The 16,330-nt window shown below is 57.4% G+C and carries 12 protein-coding genes; 4 read left to right on the top strand and 8 right to left on the bottom strand.

Going from position 1 to position 16,330, the window contains the following annotated elements; genetic code table 11:
• Positions 1-8: 8 nt before the first annotated feature.
• The 4 genes from HYD27_RS07415 to HYD27_RS07400 all read right to left on the bottom strand — a co-directional run bounded on the left by HYD27_RS07415 (position 9) and on the right by HYD27_RS07400 (position 6,614).
• Positions 9-1,157: a hypothetical protein gene (locus HYD27_RS07415; protein ID WP_219213132.1), complete on the bottom strand. Its 1,149-nt coding sequence runs from the start codon at positions 1,155-1,157 to the stop codon at positions 9-11.
• Positions 1,158-1,423: 266 nt separating this feature from the next.
• Positions 1,424-3,151, bottom strand: a complete 1,728-nt coding sequence (locus tag HYD27_RS07410; protein ID WP_219213131.1) for a type 2 periplasmic-binding domain-containing protein — start codon at positions 3,149-3,151, stop codon at positions 1,424-1,426.
• 111 nt (positions 3,152-3,262) lie between these two features.
• Positions 3,263-4,879 carry a response regulator gene (locus HYD27_RS07405; protein WP_219213128.1) on the bottom strand — a complete coding sequence of 539 codons (1,617 nt, stop codon included), beginning with the start codon at positions 4,877-4,879 and terminating at the stop codon, positions 3,263-3,265.
• The gene (locus HYD27_RS07400; protein WP_219213124.1) at positions 4,854-6,614 is read right to left on the bottom strand and encodes a sensor histidine kinase; all 1,761 of its coding nucleotides are present in this window, start codon (positions 6,612-6,614) and stop codon (positions 4,854-4,856) included. The genes HYD27_RS07405 and HYD27_RS07400 overlap by 26 nt, the downstream gene beginning before the upstream one ends.
• A 223-nt stretch (positions 6,615-6,837) precedes the next feature.
• Here HYD27_RS07400 and HYD27_RS07395 point away from each other — a divergent pair, with 223 nt between their 5' ends.
• Positions 6,838-7,689, top strand: coding sequence for an ABC transporter permease (locus tag HYD27_RS07395; protein ID WP_228745039.1), 852 nt, complete (start codon positions 6,838-6,840; stop codon positions 7,687-7,689).
• 32 nt (positions 7,690-7,721) lie between these two features.
• On the top strand, positions 7,722-8,600 hold the full coding sequence (locus HYD27_RS07390) for a carbohydrate ABC transporter permease (protein WP_219213117.1): 879 nt from the start codon (positions 7,722-7,724) through the stop codon (positions 8,598-8,600).
• A 122-nt stretch (positions 8,601-8,722) separates the two neighbouring features.
• On the opposite strand, the gene HYD27_RS07385 is transcribed toward HYD27_RS07390, so the two are convergent.
• The 4 genes from HYD27_RS07385 to HYD27_RS07370 all read right to left on the bottom strand — a co-directional run bounded on the left by HYD27_RS07385 (position 8,723) and on the right by HYD27_RS07370 (position 13,911).
• Positions 8,723-10,126 carry an MBL fold metallo-hydrolase gene (locus HYD27_RS07385; protein WP_219213113.1) on the bottom strand — a complete coding sequence of 468 codons (1,404 nt, stop codon included), beginning with the start codon at positions 10,124-10,126 and terminating at the stop codon, positions 8,723-8,725.
• Positions 10,123-11,760 (bottom strand): ABC transporter permease, encoded by a 1,638-nt coding sequence (locus tag HYD27_RS07380; RefSeq protein ID WP_228745038.1) that lies wholly within the window; start codon positions 11,758-11,760, stop codon positions 10,123-10,125. Before HYD27_RS07380 ends, HYD27_RS07385 begins: the two co-directional genes overlap by 4 nt.
• A 71-nt stretch (positions 11,761-11,831) precedes the next feature.
• Positions 11,832-12,911 (bottom strand): ABC transporter substrate-binding protein, encoded by a 1,080-nt coding sequence (locus HYD27_RS07375; protein WP_219213107.1) that lies wholly within the window; start codon positions 12,909-12,911, stop codon positions 11,832-11,834.
• A 1-nt stretch (position 12,912) separates the two neighbouring features.
• Complete coding sequence (locus HYD27_RS07370) at positions 12,913-13,911, bottom strand: ABC transporter ATP-binding protein (RefSeq protein ID WP_219213105.1); 999 nt, start codon at positions 13,909-13,911, stop codon at positions 12,913-12,915.
• 169 nt (positions 13,912-14,080) lie between these two features.
• On the opposite strand from HYD27_RS07370, the gene HYD27_RS07365 reads away from it, so the two are divergent.
• Positions 14,081-14,971 (top strand): LysR family transcriptional regulator, encoded by an 891-nt coding sequence (locus HYD27_RS07365; RefSeq protein ID WP_219213103.1) that lies wholly within the window; start codon positions 14,081-14,083, stop codon positions 14,969-14,971.
• Positions 14,972-15,074: 103 nt separating this feature from the next.
• Positions 15,075-15,959, top strand: coding sequence for a hypothetical protein (locus tag HYD27_RS07360; RefSeq protein WP_375373901.1), 885 nt, complete (start codon positions 15,075-15,077; stop codon positions 15,957-15,959).
• Positions 15,960-16,330: the final 371 nt, after the last annotated feature.

Raw genomic sequence — 16,330 nt, 5'->3', positions numbered from 1 at the left:
TTGGTATGCTACTGCAGCTGCAGGCCGGAATACCCCGGCTCCGTTAGTTCGATCCGGGCTGTACGGACCCGCTGCTCCAGTTCCTGCTCAAAGCCTGTTTTCCCCGGTGCTTCCCCTTTCCTCTGCTCCGCTGCTGTTCCGGCCTTCAGCGGCTCTGCATCGCCAAGCGCCGCCACTACCCATTCCCCTATGAAGCCTTCATCCATGACCGGGCTGATCTCGCCGGACTCCCGCTCTCCGGTCAGCCAGGCGTACAGCTTGCCCTGCTCACGGAAATACACCCTGGCGTTAGCACTGTCCAGCCTTTCACGGCTTAGGGTCAAACCACCAAAGGAAGCGCTGTCATTTCCCAGCTCCAAAACCGCCTCTTCCGGGCTTCTGCCATCAAGGAGAAGCTGCCGCACCTCAGACAGAAGTTGTCTTGTGTCCGCCTTGGTCTCTGCGGCGCCGGCTCCTTCGCTCCGGTAGGCGACAGAGATGCGGGTAAACACCGGCTCCCGCTCCCCGGGAGCCGCGCTTGCCGGTTCAACCGGCTCCGGCGGCTGGTCCGGCGCTTGTGCTGCCACGGCTGTCCGCTTCTCCTGAAGCGCAATCTCCAGATTGCTCAGATAATATGGAATGAAGCTGCCTGCATCCAGCTCGGCGGGACCAAAGACCGGTTTCCCGGACGCAGCCGCCTGTGCCCGCCGCTTATTCTCCCGCTCCATCGCGGCCAGCAGACTGCTGAACTCCGTGCTCTCCGTCAGCCCTGCTTCCTGTCCCATCTCCAGCACAATCCTGCTTCGGGTCCATGCCGTTAGCGCCTCCCGCTTGACCAGCTCCAGCGGATTCTCCCCGCCAAGCTCCAGCTCCCAGAATCCCTCGTCATACGCCTGATTGTAAGTATCCCGGAAGTACTCGATCATCCTCGTGCGCTGAAGTCCCATCGCATACTTCATTTCCGCCGCCGTGACCGCGCGCCCGTTGATGCGTGCCGCCTCGGCATCCGCCGGCATCCCCTCCTGTGTGCCTTGAGCCTTGGCGGAAGCTGCCTCCGTCCCCGTCCCCCCAAGCCCCAGGAGCCGTTCCGGCCCGTATCCCCCGCACAGCAGCAGGACAGCTGCCACACACAGCAGGACACCGGCAGCCGCGGCAGTTTTGCCTTTTGCCCGCTTCATTGACTCCCCCCCTCCTTCCTTACATAGCCTTTTTCCGGCGAATTCAAAGGCACTTTTACCTCTCATTTCACCGCGCAGCCCGCTCAAAGTCACACTTAAATAGCTCAGGACTGGAGGGCAGCAACAATTTTGGAATTTCATATTATCCCAAACATCAGGAAAGGAGGAACTGAACCCGGGCTTCGCATCCGTTCCTCCTCCCGGCGTCTCCAAGGCGCTAACTTCCCGGCAGCTTTAGCCCTGATTATTCCTGCTGCGTTCCCCCGTCACTTTGTGCTGTCAAACCATTCATTGGCTTCCTTCGTCATCTGCTCTCCGCCAATGCTGTACCATTCCTTGACGAATTTATCGAAATCCTCCAGCGGCTTGCGGCCGTAGATGATAGCCATGATTGTCTCTCCTTCAAGCTTTGTCGTGATGCCTCCCTTGGACTGCATCGCCGGCGTGCTTGCGCCAAGGAACTGGGGTGCCCAGTAGCTGTCCTTAGACCATCCATCAACGACGATTTGCGCCGCCTTCAGCACATCGGGATTGCCAAGGCCCGCTTTTTCAGCATCTGTAAGCCCCCCTTGCTCCAGCAGTTTTCCCTTGTCTGCGGATTGCTGCAGCACACTGAACGGGTCCTTCGGCTCATACAGGAAATATTTGTAGACGCCCACCGAGCCTCCGGGAATATCATCGCCCGCCGTCGATACGGTTCCGTCCGACTTGAGGGTATAGTCATAGTCTTCGGCCCAGCCGTGCTCGAATTCGCTGCCCGGTTCTTTGTCCACTCCGGCGAACAGACGGTTGAGATACAGGAACAAAGCATCGGTATGCTCAAAGCCTTCCCTTACCAGCATAGCTCCCTTCAGGAACGTTGTATCGCGCGCTCCCGCCTTGCCGTTCTCGGTTGGAATCGGGTAGGGCTTCATCGTCGCTCCCGGCACGTTCTTCTGCAGATCCGGAACCGGCCAGCTGCCCATCCAATACGGAGCAACCACAACCCCTACCCGCCCCTGCCCGATCAGCTCGGCGAGCTTGTTCTCATCGTGCAGCCCGGCCTCCTTGGAGATATAGCCCTTCTCATACCAGTCCCGCATCACCTCCAGGCCCTTCTTCATCTCAGGCACGGCCGAACCATGCACCAGCTTGCCGTCCGTGCCCTGGTTCCACTGGTAAGGAACGGTGCCGAACGGCCCGAAGATCCAGGTGCTCTCCCCGAGCCAGCCTGCCAGCGGATTCGGATGGCCGCCGCCCGAGCCAAGACTCACGCCCAGCGGAATGATGGAGTCCGTACTGCCCGGCTTTTTGTCAAGCAGCGCCTGCATGAATGCCTCCAGCTCCCCAAAGGTCGCCGGTGCCTGCATGCCCAGTTCGTCCAGCCAATCCTGGCGGACCCACATCACTGCATTATCATTCCCGGCATTGGCGAAGTAAGGCAGCCCCATATGTTTGCCGTCGAAGGTAACCTGGCTCCAGATCAGCGGATGGGAGCTGAAGATCTCCTTCATCCGCCCGGAGGCATACTTGTCGAAATCCGCTGTAATATCCTTATAGGCTCCGGATTGTATCAGCTCGTTCATCAGTCCGATATCCATCGTTGTGACGACATCCGGCAGCTCCTGCTTGGCTGTCAGCATCAGCCGCATCTTGGTGGCGAACTGCTCGCCCGGCACTTCCCACAGATGCTTGATGTCGATGCCCAGCTGCTCCTTCGCCCACCGGGTGTGGACATTGTCGCTCAGTGTCTCCCCGTTCTTGTATTTGAAGCTGGAATCCGTGGCTGTAACTGTAGTGATCGTGACCGGGGTCCCGAAGCTGTACGTTCCGTTCCTGATAGCTTCAATCCGGGCAGCATCCCCATCCTCCGCCGCAGGCGCAGACGGCTGGGCGGATGACGGCGATGCTGTGCCGGCAGCCTCGTTGCTGCCGTCCGGCGAACAGGCTGTGAGCAGCGACAGCAGCATCGTTGCCGCCAGCAGCAGCGCGAACCTTTTCTTTGTCCTCTTCATGCAAGAACCTCCCTGTGTTCCTATGATCTCTGACGCATCCATCTTATTACAACGCTTTCACGGGAGTAAGAGAGAAAGATTTAAGGTGATGTGCGAAATTCTTAAGCATCGTTACAGCAGGCGTTCCCGGTATTCCTGCGGTGTGATCCCGTAATAGTTCTTGAAGAGCTTGCTGAAATAAGGAGGATTCTGGAAGCCGAGCCGGGAGGCCAGCTCATAAATTCTGATCTCCGTGGAGCGCAGCAGCACTGCCGCCTGCTCCATCCGGTAACGCATAATGTAGTCGCTCAGATTGTCTCCGGTCTCCTGCTTGTACATCGAAGACAGATAAACCGCATGCAGGTTCACGTGGTCGGCGATGCTCTGGAGGGAGACATCCCGGGCAAGATTCTCCTCAATGAAGCGGTGGATCCGCGCCAGCAGCTGGCGCTTGTGATCGTTGTACTCCGCATTCTCCGACAGCGCAAGACACGACAATATCCCTTCTGCCCATTCCGCAATGGTTCCGGCACTTCGCATAATCCGGGCAGATTCGCCAAGCTCTCCCTTCCCGGCCGTCGCCTCCATCAGGGTCTTTCCCTGCTGATGGGCAATGGCCAGAAAAGCGCTGACCAGCGTATGATACAGCTCGGCAAGATGCTCCTCGGAATCCAGCAGCTTCTCCTCCATTTCGCGGACAATTGCGGCCAGCTTGCTTCGCACCTCATCCCACCGGCCTCCCTCCATCAGCCGCAGGAATGCCGGCGGCGCATAGAGGGAGGTCAAGGTGCGGTCAACCGTCCGGTTGCCGCCCGCAAGAGCCAGGAATTCCTGCTCGCTGCGCGGGATTTTCCGGAATTCGTTCAGCGATTTGCGGTAGACCTGAGCCAGCTCCCCGGGGAATCGCAGCGGTTCGCTGAGCAGCAGCGAGACCTGTCCCTTGAGCAGGCCGGACACCTTCAGCTGCAGTTCATGCGCCTTTGTATGCAGAGCTTTCACTTCCATTTCGCCCATCTCCTGCGGCTGCTCCCGGCTGCGCAGAGCAAAGACGAGATAGCCGTAGGCATCGCGGCAGTGCCAGACGTCACAGTCCGGCTCCAGAATCTCTGCGGCAATATTCCGCACCGCATATTCAAACAGCAGGGCATCCGGCTCTTCTCCGCTGCCGAATACCTTCTCGGGCCGCACCATCACCAGCAGAAGCGAATCCCCCGGACGGAACGGAAGCTGGTACTCCTTCAGCCGCTCGGCCAGCGCTCTAGGCTCCGGCAGCTGGCCTGACAGCAGATCGTTCAGAAATCCCGAACGCAGCATCGGCATATGCAGGTGCAGCGTCCGCCGCGCCCGCTCCTGGGAAGCAATCTGCTCCCATTCCTCGCGGATTCCGGCGGCAGCCCGCTTCACCTCAGCAAGCAGTTCTTCATCCTTAACCGGCTTCAGCAGATAACCCACAGTCCGGTGCTCTATGGCTTGCCGGGCGTATTCAAATTCGCCGAATCCCGACAGCAGCACGCAGCGGATTCTTGGATAATGCTCATGCACATGCTTGCATAAGGCCAATCCGTCCATCCCGGGCATACGGATATCCGTAACCACAATATCGACCGGATGATGCTTCAGCAGCTCTGCCGCCTCCAGGCCGGATACTGCCGGATACACATGCTCGACACCGGCGGAAGCCCAGTCATTCTGGACCATGCTCTTAAGAATCACAGGCTCGTCATCAACGAGCATCAGCTGCATTTTCATCGGCTGAACCTCCTTCATGTTCCCTTTTCCAGCGCAGGGCGACCCGCAGGCCGGCGAGACCCGGCGAGGCGTCCAGCACAATGCCGGACTCCGGACCGTACTGCTGCTTCAGACGCTGATTGACATTCCACAGGCCGCAGCCCGTCTGTTCATTCATGGGCAGCTCCAGCTCCTTCATGTACCCGGCGATCTGCTCCTCCGTCATCCCCGCCCCGCTGTCCTCGACCGTCAGCAGATTATACGGACCGTCTTGTACGCCTGTGACCAGTATCGTTCCCGCTTCCAGCTGCGGCTCCACACCATGAATAATGGCATTCTCCACTACAGGCTGCAGAAACAGCCGGGGTACCGGCTCAGCCAGCATTTCCGGCGGGATGTTCAGCTTGAAATACAGACGCTCCAGCCTGAATGCGTAGATATGCAGATAGTTCCTGGCCTGGTTCACTTCTTCCTCCAGGAGCGGATGCTGGTTTTCCACCCGTGTCGTGTAGCGGTAATAGTCACCCAGATGATAGACCATCTCCCGGATCGTCTCCGTCTCTCCCGACTTGGCACAGCCGGCGATGAATGAGAGGCAATTGTACAGAAAGTGGGGATGAATCTGGGACTGCAGCTGCTTCAGCGTCGCGAGCCTTGAGCGGTTCTGCTCCTCGTAGACATCGTTGATCAGATGCTCGATCTGCTCAGCCATCTCATTGAAGCGAAGCCGCATATAGTCAAACTCATTGTGAAAGCGTTTTCTAATCCGAAAGGAATAATTGCCTCTCTCAAAGCTCCGCAGGCCTTTGACCACCTGTGATACCGGCTTCTGAACATGCTGGTACAGCAGATATGCGGCGATAAACGCCAGCAGCGCCAGCACAACGAAGCTGAGATAGAACAGCCGGCGGCTCTGCACAACCGGTGCATGGATGACATCAAGAGGAACATAATCCACCAGATAAGCGTCGAGCGAAGGCAGATAGGCGTAGCTGAGAAAGCTCTCTTCTCCGTCGATCGCAAGACTCCGGTGGCCGGATTCGCCGAGCGGAGCTGTGAGCAGCCGGAGCCCTGTTTCCCCTGCTGCGGCATCGTCTGTGGATACAGCGCCGTAAGCCGTACCGTAAGCAGTGAGCAGAAAGGCTTTTCCGGGATTATCCTGCTTGTAGTCACCCAGCATCCGGCGGATGTTGTCCATAGCAAAACGCACCTCGAATACGGCAATGGCCTCCTGAACCTGCTCCTTCGAAAGGTAGGGGTCCCATACGAACATTTGATAATACGGGCCGTCCGCGCTGCTTCCCGGATGCAGCCTCCATACACCTGCGGGAGACAGCTTCAGCTCCGTCATGTCGAACGTGTCGCCCGGATTGGTGGATATGCGGCGCCGGCTCTCGGGCAAGTAGACGGACAAATCATTGCGCCAGTTGCTGGAAAGGCTCTGAAGCTGCAGCTTCTCCTTGACCTGTGTCTGATAATAGAGCGTCTCATAATAATCCCTGGTGAGCAGATTGAGCTGCAGATCCGTAATCGAGGAATCTCTCGTCAGCACGCTGGAGGACAAGGACAAGCGGTCAATGTTCGATTCAATCTGATTTTTCAGGAAGAACAAGCGGCTTTCATTGTTATCTGTAATCTGACTATCGATGACTTCGAGGCTCTTCTCACTGAAATACGTATAGAGCAGGGCCATTGGCAAAATCAGCATAAAAATCACGGCGGTGATTTTGACAAAAATGGGCCGGTAACCCCGCATGGCAGCACCTCCTTAACAAATTGACAGTTACCTTAAATATCTATATCTATACAGTTCAGGAATGTCAAGCCTAATATGATTGTAGCATCCGCTACCGGCGGACATTTAGGAGGAGACCCATATGAAGCCAGGCAGAGATATGGCGGCAAATGCCGCACTCAAGGCCAACCCCAGAACCGGCGCGGCAGCCAAACAATTTGCCGCAACATGGAGGCTGCATCTTATGCTGCTGCCGGCCGTGCTCGTCGCGCTGGTGTTCAAATACGCCCCTATGCCGGGCATCGTCATCGCTTTTCAGGATTTCAAGCCCTGGCAGGGCATTTCCGGCTCTTCGTGGGTGGGCTGGAGCAATTTCGAGCTGATTTTTTCCATGCATGATTCCCGGCAGGTCATTCTCAACACACTGATTATCTCCTGCCTCAAAATCGCCTTCGGACTCGTAGTTCCGGTGATATTCGCCCTTCTGCTCAACGAAATCCGCCAGATGGGGCTCAAGCGCTCCATTCAAACCCTGGTATATCTGCCCCATTTCATGTCATGGGTGATCCTTGGCGGCATTCTGCTTGATCTCTTGTCCCTGGAGGGGATTGTGAACCAGATGCTCAGCTTCTTCCACATACAGCCCGTGATGTTCCTCAGTGAAGGGAACTGGTTCCGCTTCACCGTAATTCTGAGCGATTTGTGGAAAGAATTCGGCTTCAGCGCCATTGTCTTCCTGGCCTCGCTGTCCGGCATCAATCCCGCGCTCTACGAAGCGGCGGAGATTGACGGGGCAGGCCGCATGAAGCAGACCTTCTACATCACGCTTCCCTCGATGCTGCCGATCATCGTCGTGGTCTTCACTCTGTCGCTCGGCAACATGCTGAACGCCAATTTCGACCAGATCTATAATCTGATCAATTCGCTGGTGCTCGACAAGGGCGACATTATTGATACGTTTGTATACCGCTCCTTCCAGGAAGGCCAATACAGCCTGTCCACCGCCGTCGGCCTGTTCAAGTCGGTTATCGGCTTCATCATGATCGGCGGAGGCTACTATTCAGCCTACAAGTGGGCAAATTACCGGATTTTCTGACACGCTTGTCAATTTGAAGGAGGAACGGCCTCATGTACCATAAAAATCCAACCTACCGCATATTCTATCTGCTCAATATCACTTTTCTCGTGCTGATTTCCATTGTCTGCGTGCTGCCGCTGCTCCACATCTTTGCGGTGTCCCTAAGCGGCAAATCCGCGGCTGATTCCAATCTTGTCGGACTGATCCCCGTGAATTTCTCGCTGGAAGGGTACCTGCGCACCTTCGAGAACAGCAATTTCCTGTCGGCGCTTAGAATCTCGGTGCTGCGGAGCGCAGTCGGCACGGTACTGGCCATGTGCGTAACCGTGCTGGCCGCCTTTCCCCTCTCGCGGAATTCCCGGGAATTCCGGGGCCGCAACTTCTATGTATGGTTGTTTCTGATTATCATGATCTTCGACGCCGGGCTCGTTCCGCATTATATCCTGATGGAAAAGATCAATCTGATCAATTCCTTCTGGATTTTCATCCTCCCGGGCCTGGTCAATGTCTGGAATATCATCCTGATGATGAATTTCTTCCGGGCGCTGCCGCGCGACCTGGATGAAGCCGCTATTATGGACGGCGCAACCTCCTTCCAGATTATGTCCAGGATTTATCTGCCCATTTCGCTCCCGGCCATCGCCACCCTGTCCCTGTTCACCCTTGTCGGTCATTGGAATGCCTGGTTTGACGGCATGCTCTATATGACCTCGCCCGACCGCTGGCCGCTCGCCACGCTGCTGCAGACTATTGTCGTCGTCCAGGACTTCAGCAAGACCGGCATCCGTTTCGAGGACCTGCAAATGCTCTCCAACCGGAGCGTCAAATCCGCGCAGATCTTCATTGCCATGCTGCCCATCCTGCTGGTCTATCCTTTTCTCCAGCGCTTTTTCGTCAAGGGCATTGTGCTTGGTGCCGTTAAGGAATAGCGTGAGCCTAACGGGGGGGGGGGGGGCTACAGCAAACAAGCGCTGAAAGTATGCACTCCATACTTTCAGCGCTTGTTGTCCGCCTTGTCATGGCGGGCCGGCTTCATTACAGAAAATGTCCTTCAGCCTTCCCCGGGCAAATGAAGCTCTTGCCTATTCTCCAGAACCAGTTCCTCCCCCGGAGCCATGGAGTGCAGCGTGCAGCCGTGCAGCCCTCCATCCCGGATCAGCGCTTCGCAGAGCAGGTCCGTCTCCGGCCTTGCGGCGTGAACCAGCACAGCGTGCCGGACGGGCAGAGACTGCAGCATCCGCTGCACATCCTTTCGGCCCTGGTGCACCTTGTAGCGCAGCTTGAGCACCTCGCAGACTCCATGCTGCCCCGGTTCATGCAGCAGCCGGTAGCCAAAGGTGCCGGCGGATACATGGCCCGTGATCAGCACGGAATGGGTGGAATGGCCGGCCCACCTGGCGTAATACCAACGGGAGAGGGCGGACTGCAGCATGCCGTCCGGCACGAACCAGAGGGAAGGGCCGGACCCGGCCAGCAGCCGCTCGCGCTCCGTATCGCTGTGCGGCGAAGCCCAACCGCCGGAAGCGAGAAACCGGGTAATGCTGCCCAGTGCAGAGCGAGCCGCTTGCTGATCCCTGTCCCGAAGCCAGAAAGGGGAAGCGGTCAGCTGCCTCATCCCGTCAACCAGCTTGGGCTCCACTACTATGGGCAGATCCGCGAAGCATTCGCAGGCCCACAGAATCATTTCCTGGCCGCGTCCGCCTGCCGGAACCGGGAGCAGCACCTTGCCTCCCCGCGCCGCCGTCCTGCGGATCGCCTGCTCCAGCTGCTTCAGCTTGCCGCCCTGGGTGTCCTGATCCATTCCGTAAGCCGCATCGACAATCGCCAGGTCCAGAGGCCGGCCTTGCAGCCTTAATGCCCTCCCCGGCTGCGGATGCGTGCCGCCGCCGGCTGCTTCAAGCGCTTCCGCCGGAGAATCGGCCTGCAGAAGCCGGGACTCCGCCGTAAAATCGCCGGAATAGAAGATGGAGCGGCCCTCGGCGGCGATCAGGAACCATACGGAGCCGGCCAGATGCCCGCTGCGCCCCCACATCATCCACACCCCGGAAATTGCCTCGAACCAGTTCAGGCTCCCGCTCTCCTCCTCCAGACAGCGGTAACGTATGGCTTGTTCATCGTCTTCGGTATACGGCAGCTCATGCCCCTCCCGTCCGACGCTTGAACGCCAGGAACGGAAGTATGTATCCAGCTGCGCCCGCGTCTCCCGCGTTGCCCATACCTCGCCGGAGTAACCCTGCGCATACAGCAGCGGCAGCGCGACCGAATGATCCTCATGCGCATGGGAGAGCAGCACCGCATCCAGTCTTTGCGCCTGCTCCGGAACGATAAGCGGATATTCACCCGCTCCGCCCCTTTTCACTCCGCAATCGAGCAGCAGACGGAAGCGTCTTCCGCTCAGCAGGTAGGAGGAGCGCCCGTGTTCTCCGGCGCCTCCCCAGATGGTCAGTTTTGTCATGATGCATTCCACTTTCTTCTGGAATTCAGCAGCTCGATCCCCAGCAGGAGCAGCACGGTCAAGCCGACCGACACCACTGCCATCGCCATGCCAAGCGGCACCTGCCCCTGCTCGAACTGGGCAAAAATATACGTAGCCGATGTCTGCATCGACGGCGGCAGAATCAGCAGCGAGCCGACCAGCTCCCGTACAGAAATGGTGAACGTCATCATCCAGCCCGCCAGCATGCCGGGCATAATCAGCGGAAGCAGGATGCGCCGCAGTATATATAAGGGGCCTGCCCCGAATACCCGGGCCGCTTGAAACAGCGTTCCGTCAATTTGCGAAAAGCTCGCTTTTACATATTGCACGGTATAAGGAAGAAACAGCACTACATAGGTGAGCACAACCATGCCGTAGGTGTTGTAGAGCGTGAAGGGCATCCACGGCGCATTCCAGAGCAGAATCAGCCCGACGACCATAACGATGCCCGGAACCGTATTCGGCAGAAGACTCAGCAGATCAATGCTCCGCTGGAGCCAGTTAGAAGACCGGCCAATGGCCAGCGCGAAGCCTGCCCCCAGCACGACAGCCGCCGATGCAGCGGCAAGCGACAGCCCAAGGCTGTTCCCGATCGCCTTCAGGCTCACTGATCCCCATGACAACAGCTCCCTGTAATGATCCAATGTCAGGTTGTCCGGCGTCAGCCCTGCTCCGCGCAGCTTCATGAGCGAGGCGGCGATTATCGAGAAGTAAGGGATGCCTATGGACAATATTAACAGCGCCGCCAGATACAGGCCTGCGAGCCAGCCGGCGGCGCCGCGCAGGGAGTACGTCTTGGACCGCTGCCCCTTGCCGCCCACCAGACGGAAGGTGAACCTGCGGCTGATGCCTGACTGCAAGTACCACATGACCAGACAGACCGACAGCAGCACGGACGCAAGCGAAGTCGCCTTGCCGAAGTCAATCGGCCAGCTGGAGATGTATTTATGAATCTCGGAGGTCATGACATAATAGCCGATCCGGCGGCCGAAGGTGGCGGGCGTTCCGAATTCCGCAATCGTCTTGACGAACACGAGCATCGCGCCCATGCCATAGGCAGACAGCAGCAGCGGTAATATAATCCGCCGGAAGCGGTAGCCTGCCGTTGCCCCGTGCACCGCTCCCGCTTCCTCCAGATTGCCGCCGACGCGGATCAGCGCATCCCGCAGCAGCAGATAGAGAAACGGAAACAGATGCAGGCTCATAATGAACGCCATCCCCCAGAAGCTGAAGAACAACCCGTTTAACGCATCGGCGCCTGGAAGCCATTGCTGAAGATACCCGCCTTTTTGCATGAACAGAATCCAGCCCATTGAGCCGATGTAGGGCGGAGTCATAAACGGAATCAGCAGAATAACATCGATCCAGCGGTGCCGCCCCAAGCGGGTCTTGGCCATCAGCCAGGCAAGCGGCATGGCGAGCAGCGTGGTTCCGGCCACCGCACAGATGCCGAGCCACACCGAGTTCAGCAGCACCCCGGACAGACTGTGTCCGGTGATCGTGCGGAGCGGAGCCATCCAGTCCAGATGCTGATCCGGATAGACGCTTTGCCAGAAAATGAGCAGGAGCGGAATGCCGATGCTGGCCGCCAGCAAAAAGAAGGAGAGCAGCATGCCCGCTCTCCGGAATATCCGGTTGCTGTCCAAGGAGACTGAATTCATTGCTTTCACCCCAGCCCTAAGCCTTATTTGTAAATTTCCGCGAATTCCGCTGCAGTCTCATCCCCATGCTCGCTCATCCAGGTCCAGTCTGCCGGAAGCTGCGGAATATCCTTCAGATTGGCCCGGTTAGCGGCTTCAATGTCCTCGCGTCCCGGAATCAGGTAGGCGCCGGCTACAAGCTGCTGGGCCTCATCGGACAAGAGATAATCGATGAACGCCTTGGCGTTAGCCACATTCGGGGTTGACTTCAGAATCGCTGCCGGTCTTGGACTTACCACAGTGCCTTCCTCCGGATAGATAATATCGAGCGGTTCCCCCTTGGCTTTGGAGGAATAGGCCATATAATCCACACCTGCCGCCACAACGCTCTTCGCTCCCGTAATCACCGGATCAAGCGCCTCCTGGTTCGCCCCCGCCATGGCGACGCCGTTCGCCTTGTAATCCCGGAACAGCTCCCAGCCCTGCTCCCCGTTCACACTCAGATAGCCTGTAATGAAATCCAGCGCCGACCCTGACAGCGTCGGATCAGGGATATTGACAGCATCCTTCCATTCCGCTCCGGCCAGCTCTGCCCAGGTCTTGGGCGGATTGGCTACAAGCTTCGTATTGTAGACAATTCCGAGCGCCGATGCGCTTGAACTGAAATAATTGCCTCCGGCATCCGACCAGTCCTGATTCAGCTTATCCTTATTGGCCGCTTCCGGGTAGGGCAGCGTCAGGCCGTCCGCCATAAGCGCCTGTGCCGAAGGCAGGGAAGCCAGTATGACAACGTCTGCTGCCGGATTCGCTTTTTCGGCTTCCAGCCGGGCCAGGATTTTGCCGGTCGTGCCCTGGAACATTTCCACATCGATGCCTGTCTTGGCCTTGAAGCCGTTCACAATATTGTCTGCCAAGCCCTGCGGGCCGGCCGAGTAGAGCACCAGCTTGCCGCTCAATGCAGCCTCTGCAGCTTGCGGAGCTGCCGTGGCGCCGGTTGCCTCCGGCGTTCCCGCGCCTGCCTCGCCCGCACTGGTGCTGCCCGTACTGCAGCCATACAGGCTCATACCCATCACAGCAGATAACAGCATTACTGCCCCTTGTTTACGCGTCTTGTTCCATTTCATGTCAATTCTCGCTCCTTTTGGGTTCTTGTATAACAGGATTCATTCTGCATATCCGCCGGGGAGAGATATAGAGCTGCACCGTCTCACCGGCCGGAATCCGGTTGTTCAGATAGACTGTCCATGTACCGGCCCCCTCTACATCCGCGCGAAGCTCGTACCGCTCTCCGACATAGCTGACGCTCCGCACAACGGCGGAATAACACAGGTCCTCGCCGGACGAACGGCTCCAGGCCACATGCTCGGGACGCACCATCGACTGCCCCGGCGCGAGCCAGTTGGACTTGCCGATGAAGGAGGCTACGAACGGCTCCGCCGGAGCCTCGTAGATCGACTCGGGAGTTCCAGTCTGAAGCACCTGTCCACTCTTCATGACCACAATCTCGTCGGACATTGACATCGCTTCTATCTGATCATGGGTGACGTACAGCGCTGTAAGGCCCATGTCCCGCACCAGCGACAACATCTCGATTCTCATCTCTTCGCGAAGTACGGCGTCGAGCGCACTCAGCGGCTCATCGAAGAGCACTGCCCCCGGACGCACGGCTACCGCTCTGGCAAAAGCAACCCGCTGCTGCTGGCCACCCGACAGCTGATGCGGATACCGTTTCTCCAGACCCTGCAAGCGGACCATCTCCAGTGCCTGCAGCACCTTGCTTCGCAGCTCCGGTCGCTGCCCGGAGGCCTTCAGCCCGAAGGCCACATTCTCATAGACGGTCATATGCGGCCAAAGTGCAAAATCCTGGAACACCATCCCGAAATTCCGCTTGTGCACCGGAACATCAATCCTCTGCCCGGCTGAGAAGCAGCATCTCCCGTCAGCGTACAATTCGCCGCCATCCGGGCGCTCAAGTCCCGCGAGCATCCGCAGCAGCGTCGTTTTGCCGCAGCCGGAGGGGCCCAGCAAAGTGGTGAATTTGCCATGCTTCAAATCCAGATGGACAGGCAGCAGCGCCGGTTGGCCGTCAAAGCTTTTGTGAATCCCCCTGATCTGAATGTTCATTTCGATCCCTGCCTGTCTTCTTAAGCTGTTTTCAGTCTAACGCCTGTGTTCACAGGTTGTTTATTTTTCGTGTAAACATGTAATTAACTTTATATATGAATTCTGTTAATGTTCATAGATAAAATCTATGGTAGAGAATGTCCCACTAACTTAAGAAGAGGTTGTTTCCATGAATCTGATCAAATTGCAAATCATCGAGCTGATCGACCGGCTGCATCATATGACCAGCGTGGCCGAGGTGCTCGGGATCAAACAGCCTACCGTAACCTTCCATATGAAATCACTGGAGGAAGAGATGGGGGTCAGACTGTTCGAGTCCCGCAGCGGCAAAACCTTCCTCACCGAGGCCGGACAGGCCCTGCTCCACTACTCCGTGAAGATCAATGCCCTTGCCCGGGAGGCCCGCCGTGTTGTAAGTGAGTTCGAGACGCTGTACCGCGGGACGCTCCTGATCGGCGCCAGCTATGTGCCCGCAACCTATCTGCTGCCGTCCATATTGAATGCTTTCTCCCGGGAATTCCCCGGCATCCGCATCGCTTTGTCAGTAAAGCCTTCGCCCGTAATCCGGGAGATGCTGATCCGGCATGAGATTGATCTGGGGGTGATCTCCTCGGAGCCGTTCGTGGAACCCGCCTTGCAGGCCGATTCCCTGATCACGGATGACCTCGTTCTGATCTGCTCCCCGGAGCACCCCCTGGCTCAACAATCCGAAGTAGGCCTTGAGCAGATGGTTAAGGCTCCCTTTGCCCTTCATGGAAGAGAGTCCAGCACCCGGCGCCTCACCGAGCGCTGGTTCGAACAGCAGGGACTGCGGCTGCGCAATACGGTTGAGGTTGACTCGCTGGAGGCAATCAAGCAGCTTGTGCTGCTGGGCGGCCACATCTCCGTAATGTCCCGGATGGCCGTGCAAGGGGAGGAGCGGCAAGGCCTGATTCAGGTGCTCCCCATAGAAGGGGAGCTGGCACCGCGCTATATCTATGTTGTGCACAACAAGGACCGGCATCCTTCGGTGCAGATTGAGAGCTTTCGCAACACACTGCTGGCAACCAAAAACTGTTAGCCGCCATTGAGCAAATCTATGCAGGATTAACGTAAATGCCATTTCCCTTTAACTGCTCCCATATACTTGGCCTTTAAAGTGGGTCATGTACCTAAACCAGATTATGGGAGTGATTAATTTGAGACAATGGAAAAAGCTTGCTTTGTCGCTCATGCTGAGCGTGGTAGCCACAGGCGGTGCGCTGACCGGACAGGGAATTCTGCAGCCGGAGCATGTCTCTGCCGCAGCTAACGCAGTCCCGGCCTATGAGGTGAAGTTCCTGGGTAACCCCGACACCGTGCTGAACAGCGATGGAACGCCGCGGAGCAATGTACTGGAGACGCTGGGCCTGGCTTCTTCGCCGCAGGCCATCCGCGTGGAGTATTTCGATACGAACCTGCTGGAGCTGAACAATGCGGGGTGGGATGTGCGTTTTCGCAAGAAAGCGGATAAATCCGACTACGAGCTGACCTACAAGAAGCGCTATCCTGTCGTCAATGGAGACATCCAGGCTGCGCTCACCCTGGCGAACAAGGAAGGCTTCGACGCTTCGGACGACAACTATGAAGCAGAGATCGATTGGGGCTACAGCAAGCAGACCCTCAGCTTTTCCAATACGAAGAAGGTCAGCACAAAAACCGCAGGAGCCGTACTTCCCCCGGAGCAGGAGGCCCTGGAGCTGCTGCTCGACAAGCTGCCGGGCAAATTGAAGAACTGGTCCTCCTCGAACTGGGGCAAGCAAAAGCTGACAGCCTCCCGTGCCCATGGCCCGCTGACCTTCGAGCGTTATGAAGGCACCTGGAATGGCCAGGAGCTCACACTTGAGGTCTGGCCTGTGCGTGACGGGGCCGGAACCGGCATCCAGAATATCGTTGAGATTTCATTCAAAACCGCAAGTATCTCCACCGCATCCGGAGTGCGCAGCGAGCTGATGAGCCTGCTGAAGGCAAAAGGATGGCTGATTCCGGAGGATGGCCTCAAGACCCAGCTGATCCTGGAGCGTTATTAAATGAAGCAGCCAGGGGAACCAGGCAATAGCCGCTGAAGTAATAAGAGCATTGCCGCACCGGGCAGGACGGTGGCGGCAATGCTCTTGCAGTTAATGATTCTATATAAATTGAACCGTTTTTGGAGAAGCTGAAGGTTGATGAAACGGTAATGAGGTGAACAAGGAACGAAGCGAAGCGGAAACAGTAAATCTAATCCGCCGAATCATGGCGGCAAAGCTATATCCTTTGAACCTGAAAGGTCAGGCGGGGTCCATCCAGCTGTTATGCTGATTCGAAGCTCTACTCAATGAAAGCTTGGGGGTGTTCTATCCTGCAAGTTGATTTTTCTGCTTATATGTGCATCCTCCAGGTGCTGTGCAGCGGCATGGAT

The organism is Paenibacillus sp. S150 (assembly GCF_019352175.1).
Lineage (GTDB): Bacteria > Bacillota > Bacilli > Paenibacillales > Paenibacillaceae > Paenibacillus_AQ.
Note: the sequence above shows the minus strand (reverse complement) of the source record. Positions and strands in the feature narration are given on the sequence as shown.

Bases quoted from the DNA above. Each gene is read 5' to 3' on its own strand.
- HYD27_RS07415 (WP_219213132.1), bottom strand. From the start codon at position 1,157: ATGAAGCGGGCAAAAGGCAAAACTGCCGCGGCTGCCGGTGTCCTGCTG.
- HYD27_RS07410 (WP_219213131.1), bottom strand. From the start codon at position 3,151: ATGAAGAGGACAAAGAAAAGGTTCGCGCTGCTGCTGGCGGCAACGATG.
- HYD27_RS07405 (WP_219213128.1), bottom strand. From the start codon at position 4,879: ATGAAAATGCAGCTGATGCTCGTTGATGACGAGCCTGTGATTCTTAAG.
- HYD27_RS07400 (WP_219213124.1), bottom strand. From the start codon at position 6,614: ATGCGGGGTTACCGGCCCATTTTTGTCAAAATCACCGCCGTGATTTTT.
- HYD27_RS07395 (WP_228745039.1), top strand. From the start codon at position 6,838: ATGCTGCTGCCGGCCGTGCTCGTCGCGCTGGTGTTCAAATACGCCCCT.
- HYD27_RS07390 (WP_219213117.1), top strand. From the start codon at position 7,722: ATGTACCATAAAAATCCAACCTACCGCATATTCTATCTGCTCAATATC.
- HYD27_RS07385 (WP_219213113.1), bottom strand. From the start codon at position 10,126: ATGACAAAACTGACCATCTGGGGAGGCGCCGGAGAACACGGGCGCTCC.
- HYD27_RS07380 (WP_228745038.1), bottom strand. From the start codon at position 11,760: ATGCTGCTCTCCTTCTTTTTGCTGGCGGCCAGCATCGGCATTCCGCTC.
- HYD27_RS07375 (WP_219213107.1), bottom strand. From the start codon at position 12,911: ATGAAATGGAACAAGACGCGTAAACAAGGGGCAGTAATGCTGTTATCT.
- HYD27_RS07370 (WP_219213105.1), bottom strand. From the start codon at position 13,911: ATGAACATTCAGATCAGGGGGATTCACAAAAGCTTTGACGGCCAACCG.
- HYD27_RS07365 (WP_219213103.1), top strand. From the start codon at position 14,081: ATGAATCTGATCAAATTGCAAATCATCGAGCTGATCGACCGGCTGCAT.
- HYD27_RS07360 (WP_375373901.1), top strand. From the start codon at position 15,075: ATGGGAGTGATTAATTTGAGACAATGGAAAAAGCTTGCTTTGTCGCTC.